At 60.1% G+C, this 22,490-nt stretch carries 20 protein-coding genes and 1 pseudogene; 1 reads left to right on the top strand and 20 read right to left on the bottom strand.

What is annotated here, in order from left to right; genetic code table 11:
- Positions 1-141: 141 nt before the first annotated feature.
- The 6 genes from ELQ88_RS08120 to ELQ88_RS08095 are packed head-to-tail and all read right to left on the bottom strand — an operon-like array spanning position 142 to position 5,091.
- Positions 142-777, bottom strand: coding sequence for a protein-L-isoaspartate(D-aspartate) O-methyltransferase (locus tag ELQ88_RS08120; RefSeq protein ID WP_178084743.1), 636 nt, complete (start codon positions 775-777; stop codon positions 142-144).
- 38 nt (positions 778-815) lie between these two features.
- Positions 816-1,565 carry a 5'/3'-nucleotidase SurE gene (gene surE, locus ELQ88_RS08115; RefSeq protein WP_128872796.1) on the bottom strand — a complete coding sequence of 250 codons (750 nt, stop codon included), beginning with the start codon at positions 1,563-1,565 and terminating at the stop codon, positions 816-818.
- A complete protein-coding gene (gene truD, locus ELQ88_RS08110; RefSeq protein WP_138964492.1) occupies positions 1,553-2,611 on the bottom strand; it encodes a tRNA pseudouridine(13) synthase TruD in 1,059 nt (352 codons plus the stop codon). The genes surE and truD overlap by 13 nt, the downstream gene beginning before the upstream one ends.
- On the bottom strand, positions 2,608-3,081 hold the full coding sequence (gene ispF / locus ELQ88_RS08105; RefSeq protein ID WP_010462780.1) for a 2-C-methyl-D-erythritol 2,4-cyclodiphosphate synthase: 474 nt from the start codon (positions 3,079-3,081) through the stop codon (positions 2,608-2,610). The genes truD and ispF overlap by 4 nt, the downstream gene beginning before the upstream one ends.
- Before the next feature lie 43 nt (positions 3,082-3,124).
- Positions 3,125-3,970, bottom strand: a complete 846-nt coding sequence (fghA, locus tag ELQ88_RS08100) for an S-formylglutathione hydrolase (RefSeq protein WP_128872793.1) — start codon at positions 3,968-3,970, stop codon at positions 3,125-3,127.
- Between the two features lie 8 nt (positions 3,971-3,978).
- Positions 3,979-5,091: an S-(hydroxymethyl)glutathione dehydrogenase/class III alcohol dehydrogenase gene (locus ELQ88_RS08095; protein WP_138964490.1), complete on the bottom strand. Its 1,113-nt coding sequence runs from the start codon at positions 5,089-5,091 to the stop codon at positions 3,979-3,981.
- Between the two features lie 107 nt (positions 5,092-5,198).
- Here ELQ88_RS08095 and ELQ88_RS08090 point away from each other — a divergent pair, with 107 nt between their 5' ends.
- Positions 5,199-6,095: a LysR substrate-binding domain-containing protein gene (locus tag ELQ88_RS08090; protein ID WP_128872792.1), complete on the top strand. Its 897-nt coding sequence runs from the start codon at positions 5,199-5,201 to the stop codon at positions 6,093-6,095.
- 170 nt (positions 6,096-6,265) lie between these two features.
- On the opposite strand, the gene ispD is transcribed toward ELQ88_RS08090, so the two are convergent.
- The 14 genes and pseudogenes from ispD to ELQ88_RS08020 form a co-directional block, all read right to left on the bottom strand.
- Complete coding sequence (gene ispD / locus ELQ88_RS08085; RefSeq protein ID WP_128872791.1) at positions 6,266-6,973, bottom strand: 2-C-methyl-D-erythritol 4-phosphate cytidylyltransferase; 708 nt, start codon at positions 6,971-6,973, stop codon at positions 6,266-6,268.
- Positions 6,970-7,248, bottom strand: coding sequence for a cell division protein FtsB (ftsB, locus tag ELQ88_RS08080; RefSeq protein WP_008028992.1), 279 nt, complete (start codon positions 7,246-7,248; stop codon positions 6,970-6,972). The genes ispD and ftsB overlap by 4 nt, the downstream gene beginning before the upstream one ends.
- Before the next feature lie 171 nt (positions 7,249-7,419).
- Positions 7,420-8,709 (bottom strand): phosphopyruvate hydratase, encoded by a 1,290-nt coding sequence (eno, locus tag ELQ88_RS08075; protein WP_138964488.1) that lies wholly within the window; start codon positions 8,707-8,709, stop codon positions 7,420-7,422.
- 169 nt (positions 8,710-8,878) lie between these two features.
- Positions 8,879-9,724, bottom strand: a complete 846-nt coding sequence (kdsA, locus tag ELQ88_RS08070; protein ID WP_128872789.1) for a 3-deoxy-8-phosphooctulonate synthase — start codon at positions 9,722-9,724, stop codon at positions 8,879-8,881.
- 5 nt (positions 9,725-9,729) lie between these two features.
- Positions 9,730-11,361 (bottom strand): CTP synthase, encoded by a 1,632-nt coding sequence (locus tag ELQ88_RS08065; protein ID WP_064676116.1) that lies wholly within the window; start codon positions 11,359-11,361, stop codon positions 9,730-9,732.
- A gap of 274 nt (positions 11,362-11,635) precedes the next feature.
- Positions 11,636-12,963: pseudogene (gene tilS, locus ELQ88_RS08060) on the bottom strand (tRNA lysidine(34) synthetase TilS).
- Positions 12,964-13,112: 149 nt separating this feature from the next.
- Complete coding sequence (locus tag ELQ88_RS08055; protein ID WP_128872787.1) at positions 13,113-14,060, bottom strand: acetyl-CoA carboxylase carboxyltransferase subunit alpha; 948 nt, start codon at positions 14,058-14,060, stop codon at positions 13,113-13,115.
- A 153-nt stretch (positions 14,061-14,213) separates the two neighbouring features.
- Positions 14,214-17,735: a DNA polymerase III subunit alpha gene (dnaE, locus tag ELQ88_RS08050; RefSeq protein WP_138964486.1), complete on the bottom strand. Its 3,522-nt coding sequence runs from the start codon at positions 17,733-17,735 to the stop codon at positions 14,214-14,216.
- Between the two features lie 75 nt (positions 17,736-17,810).
- Positions 17,811-18,437, bottom strand: coding sequence for a ribonuclease HII (gene rnhB, locus ELQ88_RS08045; RefSeq protein WP_128872841.1), 627 nt, complete (start codon positions 18,435-18,437; stop codon positions 17,811-17,813).
- Positions 18,438-18,448: 11 nt separating this feature from the next.
- Positions 18,449-19,579, bottom strand: coding sequence for a lipid-A-disaccharide synthase (lpxB, locus tag ELQ88_RS08040; RefSeq protein WP_128872785.1), 1,131 nt, complete (start codon positions 19,577-19,579; stop codon positions 18,449-18,451).
- 2 nt (positions 19,580-19,581) lie between these two features.
- Complete coding sequence (lpxA, locus tag ELQ88_RS08035; protein WP_128872784.1) at positions 19,582-20,358, bottom strand: acyl-ACP--UDP-N-acetylglucosamine O-acyltransferase; 777 nt, start codon at positions 20,356-20,358, stop codon at positions 19,582-19,584.
- Positions 20,355-20,795 carry a 3-hydroxyacyl-ACP dehydratase FabZ gene (gene fabZ / locus ELQ88_RS08030; RefSeq protein ID WP_007907157.1) on the bottom strand — a complete coding sequence of 147 codons (441 nt, stop codon included), beginning with the start codon at positions 20,793-20,795 and terminating at the stop codon, positions 20,355-20,357. Before fabZ ends, lpxA begins: the two co-directional genes overlap by 4 nt.
- A gap of 108 nt (positions 20,796-20,903) precedes the next feature.
- On the bottom strand, positions 20,904-21,959 hold the full coding sequence (gene lpxD, locus ELQ88_RS08025; protein ID WP_138964484.1) for a UDP-3-O-(3-hydroxymyristoyl)glucosamine N-acyltransferase: 1,056 nt from the start codon (positions 21,957-21,959) through the stop codon (positions 20,904-20,906).
- A 3-nt stretch (positions 21,960-21,962) separates the two neighbouring features.
- On the bottom strand, positions 21,963-22,466 hold the full coding sequence (locus ELQ88_RS08020; RefSeq protein ID WP_010462812.1) for an OmpH family outer membrane protein: 504 nt from the start codon (positions 22,464-22,466) through the stop codon (positions 21,963-21,965).
- Positions 22,467-22,490 lie beyond the last annotated feature (24 nt).

The following is a 22,490-nucleotide window of genomic DNA, read 5'->3' as shown; positions in this document are numbered from 1 at the left end:
CGCAAGTATAACGGGCCGTGCAGGCTTTACCTTTAATGACGCAGGCACACGTTTGCTACCTGACGATAAATCCCGTTAATGGATCGTTGCCGCTGTAAGACAGGGGCAATCGAAGAGAATTCAGCGCGCCGAAACAAATGCTCAGGCCAGAGGCCCGTTGAGCAATGGAACGAAGCGCACAGAGCCGAGAACGCGTCTGGAAAAACCCTGATCTTCGCGAATGATCAACATCAATTGTTGAACCTCACCGGACCCGACCGGGATCACCAATCGCCCCCCCGGCGCCAACTGATCGAGCAACGCCTGAGGCACTTCGGTCGCCACTGCGGTAACAATAATACCGTTGTACGGCGCCAGCGCCGGCCAGCCCTCCCAGCCATCGCCCCAGCGAAACACCACGTTGCGCAAGTTGAGCTCGACCAGACGCTCCTTGGCCCGGTCCTGCAGCACCTTGATGCGCTCGACCGAAAACACCCGTTCAACCAGTTGCGACAGGATCGCGGTCTGATAACCCGACCCCGTGCCTATCTCCATGACCTTGTCCAGAGGACCTGCCTCCAGCAGCAGCTCGCTCATGCGCGCGACCATGTAAGGCTGGGAGATGGTCTGGTTGTTCCCGATCGGCAACGCCGTGTCTTCATAGGCACGGTGGGCCAGCGCCTCGTCGACGAACAGGTGACGCGGTGTACGGCGAATCACCTCCAGCACCTTGGCGTTGGAGATGCCTTCTTCATACAAACGCTGAATCAGGCGTTCACGGGTGCGTTGCGAGGTCATCCCGATGCCGCGATGCATAGGGTCTTGTTCACGAGCCATCAGCGCAGCCCCTCCAGCCAGCCATCCAGGCTTCTGAAGGCATCATTGAAGGTGCGATCCAGTTGCAGTGGAGTGATTGAAACATAGCCTTGCATGACCGCGTGGAAGTCGGTGCCCGGGCCGCCATCTTCGGCGTCCCCCGCCGCGGCGATCCAGTAACCGGATTTGCCCCGCGGATCGACCACCTTCAACGGTGCTGCAGCGCGTGCGCGATGGCCAAGGCGAGTCAGTTGGATTCCGCGGATGTGGTCCAGCGGCAAATTGGGAATGTTCACGTTCAGCACCGTGCGCGGTGGCAGTTCGAGGTCCGCGTGAGCCTCTACCAGTTTGCGCGCAAAATAAGCGGCGGTGGAAAGGTTCTCCACTTGCCGTGAGACCAACGAAAAGGCGAACGAAGGACGTTCCAGGAAGCGTCCTTCCAGGGCTGCGGCTACGGTGCCGGAATACAGCACGTCGTCCCCCAGATTGGCGCCCAGGTTGATCCCGGAAACCACCATGTCCGGGGCTTGCTCCAGCAAACCGTTGAGCCCCAGGTGTACGCAATCGGTGGGCGTGCCGTTAAGGCTGATAAAGCCGTTGGCCAGGGTTTGCGGGTGCAACGGACGGTCGAGCGTCAGCGAACTGCTGGCGCCGCTCTTGTCCTGGTCCGGGGCGATAACCACGCATTCGGTGTAATCCGCCAGCGCAGCATAAAGCGCGGCGAGACCGGGTGCGGCTACCCCATCGTCGTTAGAAATCAGAATACGCATGGGCTGTCCGTCTGCCCCACCGGCACCAGATCGACGAGTTCGCGCACCAATACGGTGGCGAAGCATCCGGCCGGCAGGATGAATTCCAGTTGCAGAATGTCAGGCTCGGGATAATGCCACGTCAACCCACCAATGGGCAGCCGCAGGATGCGACGTTCGTGGCTCATTCCGGCGTTAATCAACCAATCGCGAAGATCCGCCTCGCGTGCGGCGATTGCCTGCTCCAGTTCATGGACAGCGCCCGAGGCCGGCGAGTCACCTTCGCCCCACTGCGGACCGGTCGGGTGCAGGTCGAGAATCGCCAGGCGCGGGTCGCTGCACTCGGCAACGCCTGCGGGAAAGAAGCTGCGGCTGTCGGTGAACGCCAGCAAATCGCCGACCTGGGCGCGCTGCCAGGTGCCATCGGCGACACGCGCCGCCAACACTTGGTTAAACAAAAAACTACGGGCCGTCGAAAGCAGGCGCGAACGCACGTTGCGCTGCTCCGGCAACGCCTTGCGCGCGGCCCAGGCGCGGGCATCGACCACGTTGCCGCCGTCAAACCCGAAGCGCTGGGCGCCGAAATAATTGGGAATACCTTGTTTGGCGATCAGCTGCAGACGCTCTTCGATCGCCGCCTTGTCGCCCGTGAACTGCGTCAGGCGCAAGGTGAAGCCGTTGGCCGAGTGGGCACCGCGTTGCAGCTTGCGTTTGTGCCGGCCGGTCTTGAGGATTTTCAACGTGTCGTTTTCTGCCGGCGACAAATCCGGATCGGCCTTGCCCGGCAGCTGTACGCTGAACCACTGACGCGTCAGCGCCTGACGATCCTTGAGGCCCGCATAGCTGACGGTGCGCAAGGGCACACCCGCTGCCTTGGCGATCCGCCGTGCCGCTTCCTCGGTATTCAGCCCGCGCTTCTCGACCCAGATCCACAGGTGCTCGCCGTCGCCACTGAGGGGGATATCGAGGACTTCATCGACCTGAAAATCTTCCGCCGTCGCTTTCAGTACGGCGCTGCCGAGGGCTTCACCGTAGGCCCGCGGACCGAGCAATTGCAGGTCGTTCATGCGCGCAGCAACAAGGCAACGGAATGCACGGCGATGCCTTCTTCGCGACCGACGAAGCCGAGCTTTTCGGTGGTGGTGGCTTTTACGTTCACTTGATCCAACTCAACTTGAAGATCCGCGGCAATCAGCGCGCGCATCGATTCGATATGCGGGGCCATTTTCGGCGCCTGGGCGACGATGGTGTTATCGACGTTCCCGACTTTCCAGCCCTTGGCGTGGATCAGTGCAACGACATGGCGCAACAGCACGCGGCTGTCGGCGCCCTTGAATGTCGGGTCGGTGTCCGGGAAATGCTTGCCGATGTCGCCCAACGCGGCAGCGCCCAGCAAGGCATCGCTCAAGGCGTGCAGCAGGACGTCACCGTCGGAATGAGCGAGCAGCCCGAAGCCGTGTGCAATCCGCACGCCGCCCAGAGTAATGAAATCGCCTTCAGCGAAACGGTGCACATCATAGCCGTGGCCAATACGCATAAAAAAACGCCCCGATTTTTGTCAGGGCGTGATTCTACCTGCATTAGCAGCTTAGAGCGCGCGCGTGATGTTGCAGATGGTCGTCGATGAAGCTGGCGATGAAGAAATAACTATGGTCGTAGCCCGGCTGCAGTCGCAGCGTCAGCGGATGACCCGCCAGTTTGGTGGCCTGTTGCAGGGCTTCCGGCTTGAGCTGGGTGGCGAGGAAATCGTCGCGATCACCTTGGTCGACCAGCAGCGGCAATTTCTCATCAGCCTCGGCGATCAATGCACAGGCATCCCATTCGCGCCATTTCGAGCGGTCTTCGCCCAGGTAACGAGAGAAGGCCTTTTGCCCCCAAGGACAATCCATCGGATTGTTGATCGGCGAGAACGCCGACACCGACTGATAACGTCCCGGATTGCGCAAGGCGCAGACCAGCGCGCCGTGGCCGCCCATGGAGTGCCCGCTGATGCCGCGCTTGTCCGATGCAGGGAAATGGGCTTCGACCAATGCGGGCAATTCCTGCACGACATAGTCATGCATCCGATAGTGCCGCGACCAGGGCTCCTGGGTGGCATTCAGATAGAACCCGGCGCCGAGACCGAAGTCCCAGGCGCCCTCCGGATCACCCGGCACATCAGGGCCGCGAGGACTGGTGTCCGGAGCCACGATGATCAGCCCCAGCTCGGCGGCCATGCGCATGGCGCCGGCCTTGTGCATGAAGTTTTCGTCGGTGCACGTCAGGCCGGACAACCAGTACAGCACCGGCAGTTTGCCGCCCTGCTCCGCTTGCGGCGGCAGGTACACGGCAAACACCATGTCGCAGCCGAGCACCTCGGAGCGGTGTTTATAGCGTTTGTGCCAGCCGCCGAAGCTTTTCTGGCAGGAGATATTTTCCAGGTTCATGTCCGACCTCAGAAATGGATGACGGAACGGATGCTCTTGCCTTCGTGCATCAGGTCAAACGCCTTGTTGATATCTTCCAGGCCCATGGTGTGGGTGATGAACGTATCCAGCGGAATTTCGCCGGTCTCGGCCATTTCGACGTAGCTCGGCAATTCGGTACGGCCGCGCACTCCGCCGAATGCCGAACCGCGCCAGACGCGGCCGGTGACCAGCTGGAATGGACGAGTGGAGATTTCCTGGCCGGCACCGGCCACGCCGATGATCACCGACTCGCCCCAACCCTTGTGGCAGCACTCGAGTGCCGCGCGCATCAATTGCACATTGCCGATGCACTCGAAGGAAAAGTCGACGCCGCCATCGGTCATGTCGACGATGACTTCCTGGATCGGCCGATCGAAGTCTTTCGGGTTCACGCAATCGGTTGCACCCAGCTGTTTGGCGATCTCGAATTTGGCCGGGTTGATGTCGATCGCGATGATGCGCGCGGCCTTGGCTTTGACCGCGCCGATGATCGCCGACAGACCGATGCCGCCGAGACCGAAAATAGCGACGGTGTCACCAGGTTTTACTTTGGCCGTATTGAGGACTGCGCCGATGCCGGTGGTGACACCGCAGCCCAGCAGGCAGACTTTTTCCAGTGGCGCTTCTTTAGGAATCCTGGCGACAGAGATTTCCGGCAGCACGGTGTACTCGGAGAAGGTCGAGGTACCCATGTAGTGGAAAATTGGCTGGCCCTTGTAGGAAAAGCGCGAGGTGCCATCCGGCATCAGGCCTTTGCCTTGGGTGGCGCGAATGGCCTGGCAGAGGTTGGTCTTGCCCGACAGGCAGAATTTGCACTGGCGGCATTCCGGGGTGTACAGCGGGATCACGTGATCGCCGACCGCCACGGAGGTCACGCCCTCGCCGATCGCTTCAACCACCGCGCCACCTTCGTGACCGAGGATCGACGGGAAGATGCCTTCCGGGTCAGCGCCGGACAGCGTGTAGGCATCGGTATGGCAAACACCGGAAGCCACCACGCGCAGCAAGACTTCACCGGCCTTGGGCATGGCGACATCGACTTCGACGATCTCGAGGGGTTTCTTCGCCTCGAAGGCTACAGCTGCGCGCGACTTGATCATGTGCATTCTCCAGTGAATAAAAACAAGACAGTGAGTGTAATACAGCGCTCCACGGTGAATAATCCGGACAAAAGCAAAACATTATTGCCATACAGGGATAATCCTTGATGTCCGAAAACCGCTGGGAAGGGATCGACGAGTTTGTAGCGGTCGCCGAGTGCGGCCAATTCACCGCTGCTGCCGAACGTCTCGGGGTTTCGTCCTCCCATGTCAGTCGACAAATCGTACGCCTCGAAGAGCGCCTTCAGACGCGGCTGCTTTATCGCAGCACCCGTCGCGTCACCCTGACTGAAGCCGGGCAGACGTTTCTACAACATTGCCAACGATTACAGGATGGCCGGGAAGAAGCCTTGCGAGCGGTCGGCGACCTGACCAGCGAACCCAAAGGCATGCTGCGCATGACGTGCGCCGTGGCTTATGGCGAACGCTTCATCGTGCCGCTGGTGACCCGCTTCATGGGGCTCTATCCGCAGCTGCGGATCGACATCGAACTGAGCAACCGCCAACTGGACCTGGTGCACGAGGGCCTGGACCTGGCGATCCGTCTTGGCCGCTTGCAGGACTCCCGGCTGGTGGCGGCACGCCTGGCACCACGGCGAATGTACTTGTGCGCATCACCGTCCTACCTGGAACGGTATGGTCGCCCGCACAGTCTGTCGGAACTGAGCCGGCATAATTGCCTCATCGGCAGTTCGGACATTTGGCAACTGGAACAGAACGGACGGGAATTTTCCCAGCGGGTACAGGGAAACTGGCGCTGCAACAGTGGGCAAGCGGTGCTGGATGCGGCGTTACAAGGTGTCGGGTTGTGTCAGTTGCCGGATTATTACGTGTTGGAGCATTTGAACAGCGGTGCGTTGATTTCGTTGCTGGAAGCGCATCAGCCGCCGAATACGGCGGTGTGGGCGCTTTATCCACAGCAGCGGCATCTGTCGCCGAAGGTGCGCAAGTTGGTGGACTTTTTGAAGGAGGGGCTGGCCGAGCGGCCGGAGTATCGCAGCTAGCGAATCCATTGCTGTGTCACCAAGATCCTGATTGCTTGGGCCACCGCATTCGCGAGCAAGCCCGCTCCCACAGTTGACCGAGTTCTATCAGAAGAATGCGATCGAGTGTGGGAGCGGCGGTGCGACGATTCGACTTGCTCGCGAAAGCGGTCTGACAGACACCACAGCAGTCAGCGGCGGTTAGCCCATCGCTGGCGCAACCATTCAAGGTCTTCGGGCCGAGTGACTTTCAGGTTGTCGGACCGACCTTCTATCAAACGTGGCGCCAGGCCTGCCCACTCCATCGCCGAAGCCTCATCGGTGACGACCGCATCCGCCACCAGGCTGTCGGCCAATGCCCGATGCAATGCACCCAGGCGAAACATCTGCGGCGTATAAGCCTGCCAGATCACACTGCGGTCCACGGTTTCGACAACACGGCCCTGCTTGTCGACCCGCTTGAGGGTATCGCGTGCTGGCACCGCCAGCAGACCGCCCACCGGGTCGTCCGCCAACTCGCTGAGCAACTTGTCCAGATCATCACGGCTCAGATTCGGTCGCGCGGCATCGTGGACCAGCACCCAATCTTCATCGTCAGCGCCCTGGGCATGCAAATGCAGCAGCGCATTGAGTACCGACCCGGAACGCTCGGCACCGCCCTCAACCCGCTGAATACGCGAATCGCCAGCACACGCCAGGTTCGGCCAATAAGGATCATCGACAGCAAGACTGACCACCAGGCCCTTCAGGCAAGGATGATCAAGGAAACAGCCAAGGCTGTGTTCGAGAATAGTGCGCCCGCCCAGTTGCAAATATTGCTTGGGACGGTCCGCGGCCATACGGGCACCGACGCCCGCGGCAGGAATCACGGCCCAGAAGGCCGGTAACGAAGGGTTCATTGAGCCAGCTGGTAAAGGGTTTCACCATCCTTGACCATGCCCAGCTCATGACGAGCCCGCTCTTCAACGGTCTCCATGCCCTTTTTCAACTCACTGACTTCAGCGTCCATCACCCGATTGCGCTCAAGCAGGCCCTCGTTCTCAGCGTGTTGATCTGCGATCTGCTGAGTCAGTTCGGCCACTTGCGCCAGGCTGCCATTACCCACCCACAGGCGGTATTGCAGGCCAGCCAGCAGCAGGAGCAAGACGAGGAACAACCAATTGGGACTGCGCATCGAATATCAGGTATCCAGTGAAAAAAGACAGCCATGCCAACACTTTGAAGCTGCTGATAGCACGAAGCCTGGAAGAACCAGGCTTGTGCTGTTAAGGCATCAGATTAGTGGCAAAAACGTCGCTGTAGCGATTTTTCCGACACAATCCGGTGTCTTTTTACCAGTTAACGATTAACCGCGGAATTCGCTGCGACCGTTGTACTTGGCTTTGCCATTCAACTGCTCTTCGATACGCAGCAGTTGGTTGTACTTGGAAACACGGTCGGAACGGCACAGGGAACCGGTCTTGATCTGGCCAGCCGAGGTGCCCACGGCCAGGTCGGCGATGGTCGAATCTTCGGTTTCGCCGGAGCGGTGCGAGATCACGGCGGTGTAACCAGCGGCCTTGGCCATCTGGATGGCTTCCAGGGTTTCGGTCAGGGTGCCGATCTGGTTGAACTTGATCAGGATCGAGTTGGCGATCTTTTTATCGATGCCTTCTTTCAGGATCTTGGTGTTGGTCACGAACAGGTCGTCGCCTACCAGTTGGACTTTCTCGCCGATCTTGTCGGTGAGGATTTTCCAGCCAGCCCAGTCGGACTCGTCCAGGCCATCTTCGATCGAGATGATCGGATAACGCTCGGTCAGGCCTTTGAGGTAGTCGGCGAAACCTTCAGCGGTGAACACCTGGCCTTCGCCGGACAGGTTGTACTTGCCGTCTTCGTAGAATTCGCTGGCCGCGCAGTCCAGGGCCAGGGTCACGTCGGTGCCCAGTTTGTAACCGGCGTTGGCCACGGCTTCGGAGATCACTTTCAAAGCGTCTTCGTTGGAAGCCAGGTTCGGTGCGAAACCACCTTCGTCACCCACGGCAGTGCTCAGGCCACGGGCCTTCAGTACGGCTTTGAGGTGATGGAAAATCTCGGTGCCCATGCGCAGGCCTTCCGAGAAAGACTTGGCGCCAACCGGCTGAACCATGAATTCCTGGATGTCGACGTTGTTGTCGGCGTGCTCGCCACCGTTGATGATGTTCATCATCGGAACCGGCATCGAGTAGACACCCGGGGTGCCGTTCAGGTTGGCAATGTGAGCGTACAGCGGCAGGTCCTGATCCTGTGCTGCTGCCTTGGCCGCAGCCAGGGAAACGGCGAGGATCGCGTTGGCGCCCAGGGAACCTTTGTTTTCAGTACCGTCGAGCTTGATCATCGCGTGATCCAGCGCTTTCTGGTCGCTTGGGTCTGTGCCTTTCAACAGGTCGCGGATCGGACCGTTGATGTTGGCGACGGCTTTGAGTACGCCCTTGCCCAGGTAACGGCTCTTGTCGCCATCACGCAGCTCGAGCGCTTCACGCGAGCCAGTGGAAGCACCGGACGGCGCGCAAGCACTGCCGATGATGCCGTTATCGAGAAGCACGTCCGCTTCCACGGTGGGGTTGCCACGGGAGTCGAGAACTTCACGACCTTTGATGTCGACGATTTTTGCCATTGTTGTAAACACTCCAAAGTTGACGAAAACGCTCTGTACCGCTCGATTTATAACGTGTGGCTCACTTTGTAGGAGCCGGCTTGCTGGCGAAGGCGGTCTCGAAATTCCCGCAAGGCTTGAGGGCCTCTTCGCTGGCAAGCCAGCTCCTACAAGTTCGGGTTTGCCGATATTACGCGGTTTCTACGACAGGAAAACTCTTCACCAGGTCGTCCAACGCTTTGAGCTGGGCCAGGAATGGCTCCAGTTTGTCCAGACGCAAGGCGCAAGGGCCGTCGCATTTGGCGTTGTCCGGATCAGGGTGGGCTTCGAGGAACAAACCGGCCAGCGACTGGCTGATCCCGGCTTTCGCCAGATCGAGCACCTGGGCGCGGCGACCACCGGCAGAATCGGAGCGAGCACCCGGCATCTGCAACGCATGGGTCACGTCGAAGAACACCGGGTATTCGAACTGCTTCATGATGCCGAAGCCGAGCATGTCGACGACCAGGTTGTTGTAGCCGAAGCTCGAACCGCGTTCGCAGAGAATCAACTGATCGTTGCCCGCCTCCACGCACTTGCTCAGGATGTGTTTCATTTCCTGAGGCGCGAGGAACTGGGCTTTCTTGATGTTGATCACCGCACCGGTCTTGGCCATCGCGACCACCAGGTCGGTCTGGCGCGACAAAAAGGCCGGCAGCTGGATGATGTCGCAGACTTCAGCAACGACCGCGGCCTGCTCGGGCTCGTGGACGTCGGTGATGATCGGCACGCCGAAGGCTTGCTTGATGTCCTGGAAAATCCGCATGCCCTCTTCCAGGCCGGGGCCACGGTAAGAGGTCACGGAGGAACGGTTGGCCTTGTCGAAGCTGGCCTTGAACACGTAAGGGATACCGAGTTTTTCGGTGACCTTCACGTATTCTTCGCAGACCTGCATCGCCATGTCACGGCTTTCCAGCACGTTCATGCCACCGAAAAGCACCATTGGCTTGTCGTTGGCAATCTCGATATCGCCTACACGGATGATCTTCTGCGCCATTGGATTTACGCCTTCTTCTGGTGTTGAACCAAAGCTGCTTTAACGAAACCGCTGAACAACGGGTGACCGTCGCGTGGCGTCGAAGTGAACTCCGGGTGGAACTGGCAAGCGACGAACCACGGATGATCCGGGGCTTCGACCACTTCAACCAACGCGCCATCACCGGAACGACCGGAGATTTTCAGACCGGCCTCGATCAGTTGCGGCAGCAGGTTGTTGTTCACTTCATAGCGATGACGGTGACGTTCGACGATCACGTCCTTGGCGTAGCAGTCGTGTACCAGGGAGCCGGCTTCGAGCAGGCAATCCTGTGCGCCCAGGCGCATGGTGCCGCCCAGGTCGGACGCTTCGGTACGGGTTTCGACGGCGCCGGTGGCATCTTCCCACTCGGTGATCAGGCCCACGACCGGGTGACCGCTGGCACGATCGAACTCGGTGGAGTTGGCGTCTTTCCAGCCCAGCACGTTACGTGCGAACTCGATGACGGCCACTTGCATGCCCAGGCAGATACCCAGGTACGGAACCTTGTTTTCGCGAGCGAATTGAACGGCAGTGATCTTGCCTTCCACGCCGCGCAGACCGAAGCCGCCCGGTACGAGGATCGCGTCGACACCTTCCAGCAGCGCAGTGCCCTGGTTTTCGATGTCTTCGGAATCGATGTAGCGCAGGTTGACCTTGGTGCGGTTGCTGATGCCGGCGTGACTCATCGCTTCGATCAGCGACTTGTAGGCGTCCAGCAGCTCCATGTACTTGCCGACCATGGCGATGGTGACTTCGTGCTCGGGGTTGAGCTTGGCGTCGACCACGGCTTCCCACTCGGACAGATCGGCGCCGCCACATTGCAGGCCGAAACGCTCGACGACGAAATCATCCAGGCCCTGGGCGTGCAGGATGCCCGGGATCTTGTAGATGGTGTCGGCGTCTTCCAGCGCGATCACCGCACGTTCTTCAACGTTGGTGAACTGCGCGATCTTGCGGCGCGAGGACAGGTCGATCGGGTGATCGGAACGGCACACCAGCACGTCTGGCTGCAGGCCGATGGAACGCAGTTCCTTGACCGAGTGCTGGGTTGGCTTGGTTTTGGTCTCGCCGGCGGTGGCGATGTACGGCACCAGCGTCAGGTGCATCAGCATCGCGCGCTTGGCGCCGACTTCGAAACGCAATTGACGGATCGCTTCGAGGAACGGTTGCGATTCGATGTCACCCACGGTGCCACCGATCTCGACCATGGCCACGTCGGCATCGCCGGCGCCCTTGATGATCCGGCGCTTGATTTCGTCGGTGATGTGCGGGATCACCTGGATGGTGGCGCCCAGGTAATCACCACGGCGCTCTTTGCGCAGGACGTGTTCGTAGACACGGCCGGTGGTGAAGTTGTTGTTCTGGGTCATGGTCGTGCGGATGAACCGCTCGTAGTGGCCCAGGTCCAGGTCGGTCTCGGCGCCGTCGTGGGTGACGAACACTTCACCGTGCTGGAACGGGCTCATGGTGCCCGGGTCAACGTTGATGTACGGGTCCAGCTTCAGCATGGTGACCTTAAGTCCCCGCGCCTCCAGGATGGCCGCCAATGAAGCCGATGCAATGCCTTTCCCCAATGAAGAAACAACACCGCCCGTGACGAATATGTAGCGCGTCATGAAAAACCCTAGAAGTCTGCGTTAAAGCGGTCCGAGCCGCCGGGGAAAGCGAAGGAAGGCCGAAGCCCCCGATCACCTGCATCAATCACAGTGCATCTTTCAAAAAAACCGCCGCGTTGGGACAGACCGGAAGGTGGAACACCGGTACGTTGCTCGCTACACATTTTTTGGAATCGCCCAGCAAAGACTGCTTGGTAATCGGCAACTCCTGCAATTCAGGCGAATCCACAGAAGTTGTATCAAGAAGGGAGCGTAGTCTACCGGAAAGCCCCTTTCAGCTCAAACCTTGATCGCAGGTGGCGGCTGCCAATGTAAATTCCAGCCATCCTGTGCGCTGCCGTTCAAGCCCCGCAGGTTCGCCACCGCCAGCAATTGCTCGCCCTGGTACAGCAGCGGCAATCTGCCACGGGCAAAGTTCGGGACCCCGCGCTCATTGAGCAAACGCTTCAGATCACGGTGCCCGCGACCCGGCAGATTCATCACTTCACCGCCTTCACGATAGCGGATATGCAGCGGGCCAGCGGGGATTTGACCGGCGAGTGTCAGTACGCCATTGCCCGGCAACGCCAGTGATCGCGAGGCATCAGGCCATTCTTCAGCGGCGGAAGAAGTGCGCAACCAGTGGCCGGACAACCACCAGATCCGCCTACCTGCCCGATGGAGTTCGCCGTCCGCCAATCGCCAGCTCGGACGCGCATCGCCGGAAGCATCGCGCAAATCCTCCCAACCCGACCAATGGTCGCTGTCCGGCAGCCGCGTCAGCGCCGCGAGCCAGTGACTCAGTGCATTTCGCTGGCGAGCAGCGGAGAGTGTTGCCAGCGACGCCAGCTCCAGAGACGGCAAACCCAGCCAGTCGAACTCACTGACCGTGCTCGCGCCGGCCAGATCGATTTGCGCCAGCTCATCGAGCAATGCCTGCGCTTCACTCAGATGCGCGGCGCTGCGGGCCATGGTCGCCACCGCTTGCGGCCAGCGCTCGGTCAATACCGGGAACACCTGATGACGCAGGTAATTGCGCGAGAATTGCCGGTCCTGATTCGAGGGGTCTTCAATCCAGCCGAGCCCGTGCGCGGTCGCATAGGCTTCCAATTCCGCCCGCGTGACATCGAGCAGGGGCCGCAACAGATGCCCTTTACCCAGCGGTCGCTGGCGCGGCATCGCCGAAAGCCCCCTCACCCCGGCTCCCCGCACTAGCCGAAACAACAGGGTTTCCGCTTGATCGTCACGGTGCTGGCCAGTCAGCAGCACTTCATTGGCCTGAGTCGCCTCGATGAACGCACCGTACCGCGCCTCCCGGGCGGCTCGCTCCTGGCTGGCGCCGGGTTGAACCTGGACGCGAATCACCGCCAGCGGCACTCCCAGCGCATCACAGACCGCCTGACAATGCGCCGGCCACGCATCGGCCGCAGCCTGAAGGCCGTGATGGACATGGATAGCGCTTAGCGCGGGCAGGGATTCGGTTTTTGCGAGGTAGGCAAGCAGGTGCAGCAGGACGGTGGAGTCGAGGCCACCGGAGAAGGCGATGCGCCAGGTGGTGGCGGAGCGCCAAGGAGCAAGGTTGAGTAGAAGCCTGGCTGGCAGATCAATCATGGGCTGGCTCATATCGATCACTTTGCACAAATCAAATGTGGGAGCGGGCTTGCTCGCGAAAGCGGTGCAACATTCAACACATCGTGTTGACTGTTATACCGCTTTCGCGAGCAAGCCCGCTCCCACAGTGGTTTTGCGTCGCTGGAAGAGACCAGGTCAGATCAGAGACCGTAGCTCATCAGGCGCTCGTAACGGCGGGCCAGCAGCGCTTCGTTATCGAACTTCTTCAGCATCGACAGTTGCGAGCTCAGCTCGGCACGGATCGAGGCTGCCGCCTTGGCGGGATCACGGTGTGCGCCACCCAACGGCTCGCCGATCACCTTGTCGACGATGCCCAGGCCCTTGAGGCGATCGGCGGTGATGCCCATGGCTTCAGCGGCATCCGGGGCTTTTTCCGCGGTTTTCCACAGAATCGAGGCGCAACCTTCCGGCGAAATCACCGCGTAGGTCGAGTACTGCAGCATGTTCAACTGATCGCACACGCCAATCGCCAGCGCGCCACCGGAACCACCCTCACCGATCACGGTGGCGATGATTGGGGTTTTCAGGCGCGCCATGACGCGCAGGTTCCAGGCGATCGCTTCGCTCTGGTTGCGCTCTTCGGCGTCGATGCCCGGGTAGGCGCCCGGCGTATCGATGAAGGTCAGGATCGGCATTTTGAAGCGTTCGGCCATTTCCATCAGGCGGCACGCCTTGCGGTAGCCTTCGGGGCGCGGCATGCCGAAGTTGCGGCGAACTTTCTCGCGCACTTCCCGGCCTTTCTGGTGGCCTATGATCATCACCGGCTGGTCGTCCAGACGGGCAATGCCACCCACGATCGCCGCGTCGTCGGAGAAGTGACGGTCGCCGTGCAGTTCGTCGAACTCGGTGAAGATGTGTTCGATGTAGTCCAGGGTATACGGACGTTTCGGGTGACGCGCCAGGCGTGCGATCTGCCAGCTGGTCAGCTTGGCGAAGATGTCTTCGGTCAGCGTGCTGCTCTTGTCCTGCAGGCGGGAGATCTCATCGCCGATATTCAGCGAATTGTCATTACCGACCAAGCGCAACTCTTCGATCTTGGCTTGCAGGTCGGCGATCGGCTGTTCGAAATCTAGAAAATTCGGGTTCATAGGCGTCCGTCTTGGGTCGACCTCCAAGGGAACTTGGGCCGGCCGGTTGTCTATTCGCGCCCTACCTTAAGGGACAGGCGCGTTCAGGTCGAGATTAAAAAATTCGGTCGAGATCAGGCCACGCTCTTGATGGAGAAGAATGAGGCCTGACCGTCAACGGTATTGGAGGAAGACGTTGTCTCGCCCGAACTGGTCACGCAGGGCTTGAATCAAGGCGTCCGCCGGGTCGATCCGCCAGGTCTCGCCGAACTGCAGCAAGGCCTTCGCGTCGGGACTGGTGTATTCCATGGTGATCGGGCACGCACCGCGGTGACGCTTGAACAGCTCCCCCAGCCAGCGCAGCTGATCGCCCTTGAGGTCCTTGGTCTGCAGCTTCAGGCGCAGGCTTTCAGCCAGGTTGGTGCGCGCATCTTCCATGCTCATCACCCGCTTGACCCGCAGGCGCAAGCCACCGGAAAAGTCGTCGTTGCTCACTTCGCCTTCGACCACCACCATCGCGTCGGTCTGCAACAGCGACTGTGCGGAATGGAACGCTTCGGCAAACAACGAGGCTTCGATCCGGCCAGAGCGGTCGTCAAGGGTAATGAACCCCATCTTGTCGCCCTTTTTGTTCTTCATCACGCGCAGGGCGATGATCATGCCCGCGACCGTCTGGGTATCCCGGGCCGGTTTCAGGTCGATGATGCGCTGACGGGCGAAACGGCGGATCTCGCCTTCGTACTCGTCGATCGGGTGACCGGTCAGGTACAGGCCCAAGGTATCTTTCTCGCCTTTGAGGCGTTCCTTGAGGGTCAATTCCTTGGCCTTGCGGTGATTGACGTAGACATCGGCGTCTTCTTCGACGAACAGGCCGCCAAACAGATCGACGTGACCGCTGTCTTTGGTACGCGCGGTTTGTTCGGCCGCCTTGATCGCCCCTTCCATGGCGTTCAGCAAGACCGCCCGGTTACGGTCGATATTGGCCTGATAGGCTTTCTGCTCGTCATGGAAGTAAGGACCGAGACGATCCAGCGCACCGCTGCGGATCAACCCGTCCAAGGTGCGCTTGTTGATGCGCTTGAGATCGACACGTGCGCAGAAGTCGAACAGGTCCTTGAACGGACCCGCCTGGCGCGCCTCGGTGATCGCTTCCACCGGACCTTCACCCACCCCCTTGATCGCGCCGAGGCCGTAGATAATCCGGCCTTCGTCGTTCACCGTGAACTTGAACTCCGAGGTATTCACATCCGGCGCGTCGAGGCGCAGCTTCATGGTGCGAATTTCTTCGATCAAGGTCACGACCTTGTCGGTGTTGTGCATATCCGCCGACAGCACCGCGGCCATGAACGGTGCCGGGTAGTGGGTCTTCAGCCACGCGGTCTGGTACGACACCAGGCCGTAAGCAGCGGAGTGGGATTTGTTGAAGCCGTAACCGGCGAATTTTTCCACCAGGTCGAAAATGTTACCGGCCAGGTCCGGGTCGATGTTGTTAGCGGTGCAACCTTCAATGAAACCGCCGCGCTGCTTGGCCATTTCTTCGGGCTTTTTCTTGCCCATGGCCCGACGCAGCATGTCCGCACCGCCGAGGGTGTAACCGGCCATGACCTGGGCAATCTGCATCACCTGTTCCTGATACAGGATGATGCCGTAAGTCGGTGCCAACACCGGCTTGAGGCCTTCGTACTGGTAGTCCGAGTGCGGATACGCCAGTTCGGCGCGACCGTGCTTACGGTTGATGAAGTCATCCACCATGCCCGATTGCAGAGGGCCCGGACGAAACAGGGCCACCAGTGCGATCAAGTCTTCCAGGCAGTCGGGCTTGAGCTTTTTGATCAGCTCCTTCATGCCGCGCGACTCGAGCTGGAACACCGCGGTGGTTTCAGCCTTTTGCAGCAGTTGGTAGGTCGGTTTGTCATCCAGCGGGATGAACGCGATGTCCAGCGGCGGCTCATCGACCTTGGCGCGCTCGCGGTTGATGGTTTTCAGCGCCCAGTCGATGACCGTCAGGGTTCGCAGACCGAGGAAGTCGAACTTCACCAGGCCGGCGGCTTCAACGTCATCCTTGTCGAACTGGGTCACCAGGCCGTCACCCGCCTCATCGCAATAAATCGGCGAGAAGTCAGTCAGCTTGGTCGGCGCGATCACCACACCACCGGCGTGCTTGCCGACGTTACGCACAACGCCTTCCAGCTTGCGCGCCATTTCCCAGATTTCCGCGGCTTCTTCATCGACCTTGATGAAGTCGCGGAGGATTTCTTCCTGTTCGTAGGCCTTTTCCAGGGTCATGCCGACTTCGAACGGAATCATCTTCGACAGACGATCCGCCAGGCCGTAGGACTTGCCCTGCACCCGCGCCACGTCACGGACCACAGCCTTGGCCGCCATGGAACCGAACGTGATGATCTGGCTCACCGCATTACGGCCGTATTTCTCGGCCACGTAGTCGATCACACGGTCACGGCCATCCATGCAGAAGTCGACGTCGAAGTCGGGCATGGAGACCCGTTCCGGGTTAAGGAAACGTTCGAACAGCAGGTCATATTCCAGCGGATCGAGGTCGGTGATCTTCTGTACATAGGCCACCAGCGACCCGGCACCCGACCCACGGCCTGGGCCGACTGGCACGCCGTTGCTCTTGGCCCACTGGATAAAGTCCATCACGATCAGGAAGTAACCGGGGAAGCCCATCTGGATAATGATATCCAGCTCGAAATTCAACCGGTCGACATAGACCTGACGCTTGGCTTCGTAATCTTCGGTGGTGTCCCTGGGCAGCAGAACGCTGAGGCGATCTTCCAGGCCATCGAACGAAACCTTGCGGAAATACTCGTCGATGGTCATGCCATCGGGAATCGGGAAGTTGGGCAGGAAGTGCTTGCCCAGTTTCACTTCGATGTTGCAGCGCTTGGCGATCTCGACGGTGTTCGCCAATGCCTCGGGAATGTCGCTGAACAGCTCAGCCATTTCCTCGGCGCTTTTGAGGTATTGCTGGTCACTGTAATTCTTGGAACGTCGCGGATCGTCGAGGGCGCGACCTTCACCGATGCAGACACGGGTTTCGTGAGCGGCGAAGTCTTCCTGCTTGATGAAGCGCACATCGTTGGTCGCCACCAGTGGCGCTCCGATCTTCTCGGCCAGGGCCACGGCGCCGTGCAGTTGTTCTTCATCGTTGGGACGATGGGTGCGCTGGATTTCCAGGTAGAAGCGATCCGGGAAGACCGTCATCCATTCGCGCGCCAGGTTTTCCGCTTCAGCCGGGTTGCCACTGAGCATGGCCAGGCCGATCTCGCCCTCTTTCGCCGCCGACAGCATGATCAAGCCTTCGCTGGCTTCGGCCACCCACTCGCGCTCGATGATGATCGAGCCATTGCGCTGGCCGTCGATGAAGCCGCGGGAGATCAGTTCGGTCAGGTTGCGATAGCCCACGGCGTTCATCGCCAACAGGCTGATCCGGCTCAGGGCGTTATCCGGATCCTTGTTCGACAGCCACAGGTCGGCGCCGCAGATCGGCTTGATCCCCGCACCCATGGCCGCTTTATAGAATTTGACCAGGGAACACATGTTGTTCTGGTCCGTGACCGCTACGGCGGGCATGTTCATGCCGACCAGGGTCTTGACCAGCGGTTTGATCCGCACCAGACCGTCGACCAGGGAATATTCAGTGTGCAGGCGTAGGTGAACGAATGAAGCCGGCATAGTGATCCTGCGTATGTTCATAAAAACAACAAGGCCCGGATTGTACCGGGCCTTGGCGAAAACATCAGCCTGCGACTAGCCCACGATCAAGTGTGCCCGCGCTTCGTAAGCCAGGCGGACCGGGGCGAACGAACGCCGGTGAATCGGCGTCGGCCCCAGGCGGGCCAAGGCTTCCAGATGAACGGGAGTCGGGTAGCCTTTGTGGCCGCCGATGCCGTACCCCGGGTACACCAATTCGAAAGCAGCCATTTCACGGTCGCGACTGACCTTGGCCAGGATCGATGCCGCGGCGATGGCCGGTACCAGGGCGTCACCCTGTATCACCGCTTCGGCGCGCATCGACAGTTTCGGGCAGCGGTTGCCGTCGATCATCGCCAGTCTTGGCGTGATGTGCAGGCCCTCGACGGCGCGCTGCATGGCCAGCATGGTGGCGTGGAGGATGTTCAACTGGTCGATTTCTTCGACTTCGGCGCGAGCGATACACCAGCTCAGGGCTTTTTCGCAGATTTCGTCATACAGCTTTTCGCGACGGGCCTCGGTCAGCTTCTTCGAGTCGTTCAGACCGAGAATCGGCCGGCTCGGATCGAGGATCACCGCTGCGGTCACCACGGCGCCACAGAGCGGGCCACGGCCGACTTCGTCGACACCGGCAACCAATGCTTCGACTTCAGCGACCAAGTTGAAATCCAGCCCCATTTGCATGCTTGTTTTTTTCATTGTACTTGACCGATCAGGTTCAGCACTGCATCCGCAGCCTGGTTGGAGGCATCCAGACGAAGGGTCCGGTGTATCTGGTCAAAACCGCGGGTCTGCTCTTCACCACCCTCGATCAGCGGCGACAGGGTCTGGGCCAGCGCTTCGACCGTCGCCTCGTCCTGCAGTAGCTCGGGCACCAGCAGGCGCTGGGCCAGCAGGTTCGGCAAGGACACGTACGGGCTTTTCACCATGCGTTTGAGAATCCAGAACGTCAGTGGCGCCAGGCGATACGCAACCACCATCGGCCGCTTGTACAACAAGGCTTCAAGCGTCGCTGTACCCGAGGCGATCAGAACCGCATCGCAGGCCGCCAGGGCCAGATGGGATTTGCCGTCGAGCAAGGTCAGCGGCAGGTCGCGACCGGCCAGCAACTCCTCGAGCTGCTTGCGCCGCTCGGGGCTGGCGCAAGGCACGACGAACCGCACGCCAGGGCGCAGGGCCCGCAGACGCTGGGCGGTATCGAGGAACAACGCACCCAGGCGCCCTACCTCGCCACCGCGACTGCCGGGCATCAGTGCGACCAGCGGTCCGTCCGGCAAGCCGAGTTCGGCACGAGCGGCGGCGCGATCGGCTTCGAGCGGAATCGCATCGGCCAGGGAGTGCCCGACAAACCGCACCGGCACGCCCTTCTCTTCATAGAATTTCGCTTCGAACGGGAACAGCGTCAGCATCAGGTCGCAGCCTTCGCGGATCTTCAGCACCCGTTTCTGCCGCCAGGCCCAGACCGACGGGCTGACGTAATGCACGGTCTTGATCCCGGCCTGACGCAATTTGAGTTCGATCGTGAGGTTGAAGTCCGGGGCATCGATGCCGATGAACACGTCCGGCTTCTCGGCGATCAGGTCCGCAACCAGTTTCTTGCGGCGCTTGAGCAACTCACGCAAGCGACCCAGCACTTCCACCAGGCCCATCACGGAAAGACGCTCCATGGGGAAATACGAGGTCAGGCCTTCGGCCTGCATCAATGGGCCACCGACTCCGATGAACTCCACCGTTGGATGCCGAGCCTTGAGCGCGCGCATCAGACCGGCGCCCAGAATGTCGCCGGAAGCCTCACCGGCTACCAGCGCTATACGCAGATTAGCCATGATTATCGAGTGATGCCGCGGGTCGAAGACTGGATGGAATCACGGAACACCGCGACTTCAGGAAACTGCGCCGAAGGTTCGGTCAGCTCGGCGAGCGCCTGTTCAACCGTCAGGCCCTGGCGGTAAACCACCTTGTAGGCACGACGCAACGCGTGGATCGCGTCTTCGCTGAACCCGCGACGGCGCATGCCTTCGAAGTTCATGCTGCGCGCTTCGGCCGGGTTGCCGAACACCGTGACGTACGCGGGTACGTCCTTGCCGATGGCGGTACCCATGCCGGAAAAGCTGTGGGCGCCGATGTGGCAATACTGGTGGACCAGGGTAAAGCCGGACAGGATCGCCCAGTCCTCGACGTGCACATGGCCTGCCAGCGCAGTGTTGTTGACCAGAATGCAGTGGTTGCCGATGACGCTGTCGTGGCCGATGTGGGCATAGGCCATGATCAGGTTGTGATCACCCAGGGTCGTTTCCGAACGGTCCTGGACGGTGCCGCGGTGAATCGTCACCCCTTCACGGATGACGTTGTGGTCACCAATGACCAGGCGAGTCTCTTCACCCTTGTATTTCAGATCGGGCGTGTCCTCGCCTACCGAAGAAAACTGGTAGATGCGATTATGCTTACCGATTCGGGTCGGGCCCTTGAGAATCACATGCGGCCCGATCACTGTCCCCTCGCCGATTTCCACACCTGCGCCGATGATCGACCAGGGGCCGACCTCGACGTCGTCGGCCAGGATGGCCGCCGGATCGATGATTGCGCGAGGGTCAATCAAACTCATAGTTTGCGTTCCGCGCAGATGATTTCAGCGGAGCAGACTGGCTTGCCATCAACCGAAGCCTGGCACTCGAACTTCCAGATCTGGCGCTTGCAGCTCAGGAACTTGGCTTCAAGGATCAACTGATCGCCCGGCAGGACCGGCTGGCGGAAGCGCAGCTTGTCGGAGCCGACGAAGTAATAGAGGGTGCCGTCGGCCGGTTTCACGTCGAGCATTTTGAAACCAAGGATCCCGGCAGCCTGAGCCATTGCTTCAATGATCAACACGCCCGGCATGATCGGATGCGCAGGGAAGTGACCATTGAAGAACGGCTCGTTGATGCTGACATTCTTGTAGGCGCGAATGCGCTTGCCTTCCACATCCAGATCCACCACCCGGTCCACCAGCAGGAACGGGTAACGGTGAGGCAGGTATTCGCGAATCTCGTTGATGTCCATCATTTCGGGGGGAAGCCTATGTAAAGATTGGTAACGCGCGACTGACGCGCATTCCTCTAGCAAATCAAGGAGGCCGACTAGCGGCTGTGCACACTTGATATGGAAATGGTATCAGCCATCTGATGAAGCATTATCGTCAGGGGTCACTTCCCCTACTCGCTTTTCCAGCTGTCGCAGCCGTCGCGCGATGTCATCGAGCTGACGCAGGCGTGCCGCGCTTTTGCGCCATTCGGCAGCCGGCTGCATGGCCGTACCGGAAGAATAGGAACCCGGCTCGGTAATCGAGTGGGTCACCATGGTCATCCCGGTGATGAAAACGTTGTCGCAGATTTCGATATGCCCCACCAGCCCGACGCCACCGGCGAGCATGCAATGCTTGCCGATTTTGCTGCTGCCGGAGATCCCCACGCACGCTGCCATGGCGGTGTGATCACCAATCTGGACGTTGTGGGCGATCTGAATCTGATTGTCGAGCTTGACGCCATTGCCGATGACAGTATCGGCCAATGCACCGCGATCGACAGCGGTATTCACGCCAATCTCTACATCATCGCCGACCAGCACTCCACCGACCTGGGCGATTTTCTGCCAGACACCTTTCTCGTTGGCGAAACCGAAACCTTCACCACCAAGCACGGCACCGGACTGGATCACCACCCGCTTGCCGATGCGCACGTCGTGATACAGCGTGACGCGCGGGGCCAGCCAACCACCCTCGCCAATCTCGCTGCGGGCACCGACAAAGCAATGGGCGCCGACGGTCACGCCAGCGGCAATGCGGGCTGCGCTTTCGATCACGGCAAAGGCCCCGATGCTCGCCGCCGGATCGACCACCGCATCCGCCGCCACGACCGCCGTCGGGTGAACCCCGGCTAGCGCTTTGGGCTTGGGATCGAACAGGTGGGAAATACGGGCGTAGGCCAGGTACGGATCGGCCACCACCACTGCATCACCGACGAAACCTTCAGCGTCAGCGGCCTTCAGCAACACGGCTGCGGCCCGGCTGTCAGCCAGGTATTTACGGTATTGAGGATTTGCCAGAAAGCTCAACTGAGCTGGGCCAGCCTCTTGCAAAGTGGCTAGCCCAGTAATTTCCTTCTCCGCGTCGCCACGCAGGGTGGCGTCGAGGAACTCGGCCAACTGGCCGAGTTTTATGGTCGCTGTCATGGATTACTTCAGCTGATTCATGCGCTCGATAACCTGGCGAGTGATGTCGTACTGAGGCTTGACATCAATCACTGCGCCACGCTCGAAGACCAGGTCAAAAGCACCTTTCTTGATGACTTCTTCCACAGCGCTGTCCAGTTTCGGCTTGAGCTGCTTCAGCATTTCACGGTCGGCAACAGCCTTGGCTTCGTTCAGCTCCTTGGACTGGAACTGGAAGTCACGAGCCTTTTGCTTGAACTCGAGTTCCAAGCGCTCACGCTCGCCTTGCTGCATCTTGTCGCCGCCCGCCATCAGACGATCCTGGATGCCCTTGGCACTGCTTTCCAGGGTCTTGAGCTTGGACAGCTGGGGACCGAATTTTTTCTCCGCATCCACGGCGTATTTCTTGGCCGCGTCGGATTCCAACAGCGCCATCTGATAGTTCAGAACGGCGATTTTCATGTCGGCAAAAGCCGGACCTGCTACCAGTACGGTCGCCAGGAGAACCAATTGAGTCAACTTACGCACGATGCACTCCTACAAAATCCATTG

This window comes from Pseudomonas sp. MPC6, from assembly GCF_006094435.1.
In the GTDB taxonomy this organism is placed as follows: Bacteria; Pseudomonadota; Gammaproteobacteria; order Pseudomonadales; family Pseudomonadaceae; genus Aquipseudomonas.
This window is presented reverse-complemented; position numbering and strand designations above follow the sequence as displayed.

What these genes read in the sequence shown, in the direction of transcription:
- ELQ88_RS08120 (WP_178084743.1), bottom strand. Translation starts at nt 777, where the DNA reads ATGACCTCGCAACGCACCCGTGAACGCCTGATTCAGCGTTTGTATGAA.
- surE (WP_128872796.1), bottom strand. Translation starts at nt 1,565, where the DNA reads ATGCGTATTCTGATTTCTAACGACGATGGGGTAGCCGCACCCGGTCTC.
- truD (WP_138964492.1), bottom strand. Translation starts at nt 2,611, where the DNA reads ATGAACGACCTGCAATTGCTCGGTCCGCGGGCCTACGGTGAAGCCCTC.
- ispF (WP_010462780.1), bottom strand. Translation starts at nt 3,081, where the DNA reads ATGCGTATTGGCCACGGCTATGATGTGCACCGTTTCGCTGAAGGCGAT.
- fghA (WP_128872793.1), bottom strand. Translation starts at nt 3,970, where the DNA reads ATGAACCTGGAAAATATCTCCTGCCAGAAAAGCTTCGGCGGCTGGCAC.
- ELQ88_RS08095 (WP_138964490.1), bottom strand. Translation starts at nt 5,091, where the DNA reads ATGATCAAGTCGCGCGCAGCTGTAGCCTTCGAGGCGAAGAAACCCCTC.
- ELQ88_RS08090 (WP_128872792.1), top strand. Translation starts at nt 5,199, where the DNA reads ATGTCCGAAAACCGCTGGGAAGGGATCGACGAGTTTGTAGCGGTCGCC.
- ispD (WP_128872791.1), bottom strand. Translation starts at nt 6,973, where the DNA reads ATGAACCCTTCGTTACCGGCCTTCTGGGCCGTGATTCCTGCCGCGGGC.
- ftsB (WP_008028992.1), bottom strand. Translation starts at nt 7,248, where the DNA reads ATGCGCAGTCCCAATTGGTTGTTCCTCGTCTTGCTCCTGCTGCTGGCT.
- eno (WP_138964488.1), bottom strand. Translation starts at nt 8,709, where the DNA reads ATGGCAAAAATCGTCGACATCAAAGGTCGTGAAGTTCTCGACTCCCGT.
- kdsA (WP_128872789.1), bottom strand. Translation starts at nt 9,724, where the DNA reads ATGGCGCAGAAGATCATCCGTGTAGGCGATATCGAGATTGCCAACGAC.
- ELQ88_RS08065 (WP_064676116.1), bottom strand. Translation starts at nt 11,361, where the DNA reads ATGACGCGCTACATATTCGTCACGGGCGGTGTTGTTTCTTCATTGGGG.
- ELQ88_RS08055 (WP_128872787.1), bottom strand. Translation starts at nt 14,060, where the DNA reads ATGAACCCGAATTTTCTAGATTTCGAACAGCCGATCGCCGACCTGCAA.
- dnaE (WP_138964486.1), bottom strand. Translation starts at nt 17,735, where the DNA reads ATGCCGGCTTCATTCGTTCACCTACGCCTGCACACTGAATATTCCCTG.
- rnhB (WP_128872841.1), bottom strand. Translation starts at nt 18,437, where the DNA reads ATGCAAATGGGGCTGGATTTCAACTTGGTCGCTGAAGTCGAAGCATTG.
- lpxB (WP_128872785.1), bottom strand. Translation starts at nt 19,579, where the DNA reads ATGGCTAATCTGCGTATAGCGCTGGTAGCCGGTGAGGCTTCCGGCGAC.
- lpxA (WP_128872784.1), bottom strand. Translation starts at nt 20,358, where the DNA reads ATGAGTTTGATTGACCCTCGCGCAATCATCGATCCGGCGGCCATCCTG.
- fabZ (WP_007907157.1), bottom strand. Translation starts at nt 20,795, where the DNA reads ATGATGGACATCAACGAGATTCGCGAATACCTGCCTCACCGTTACCCG.
- lpxD (WP_138964484.1), bottom strand. Translation starts at nt 21,959, where the DNA reads ATGACAGCGACCATAAAACTCGGCCAGTTGGCCGAGTTCCTCGACGCC.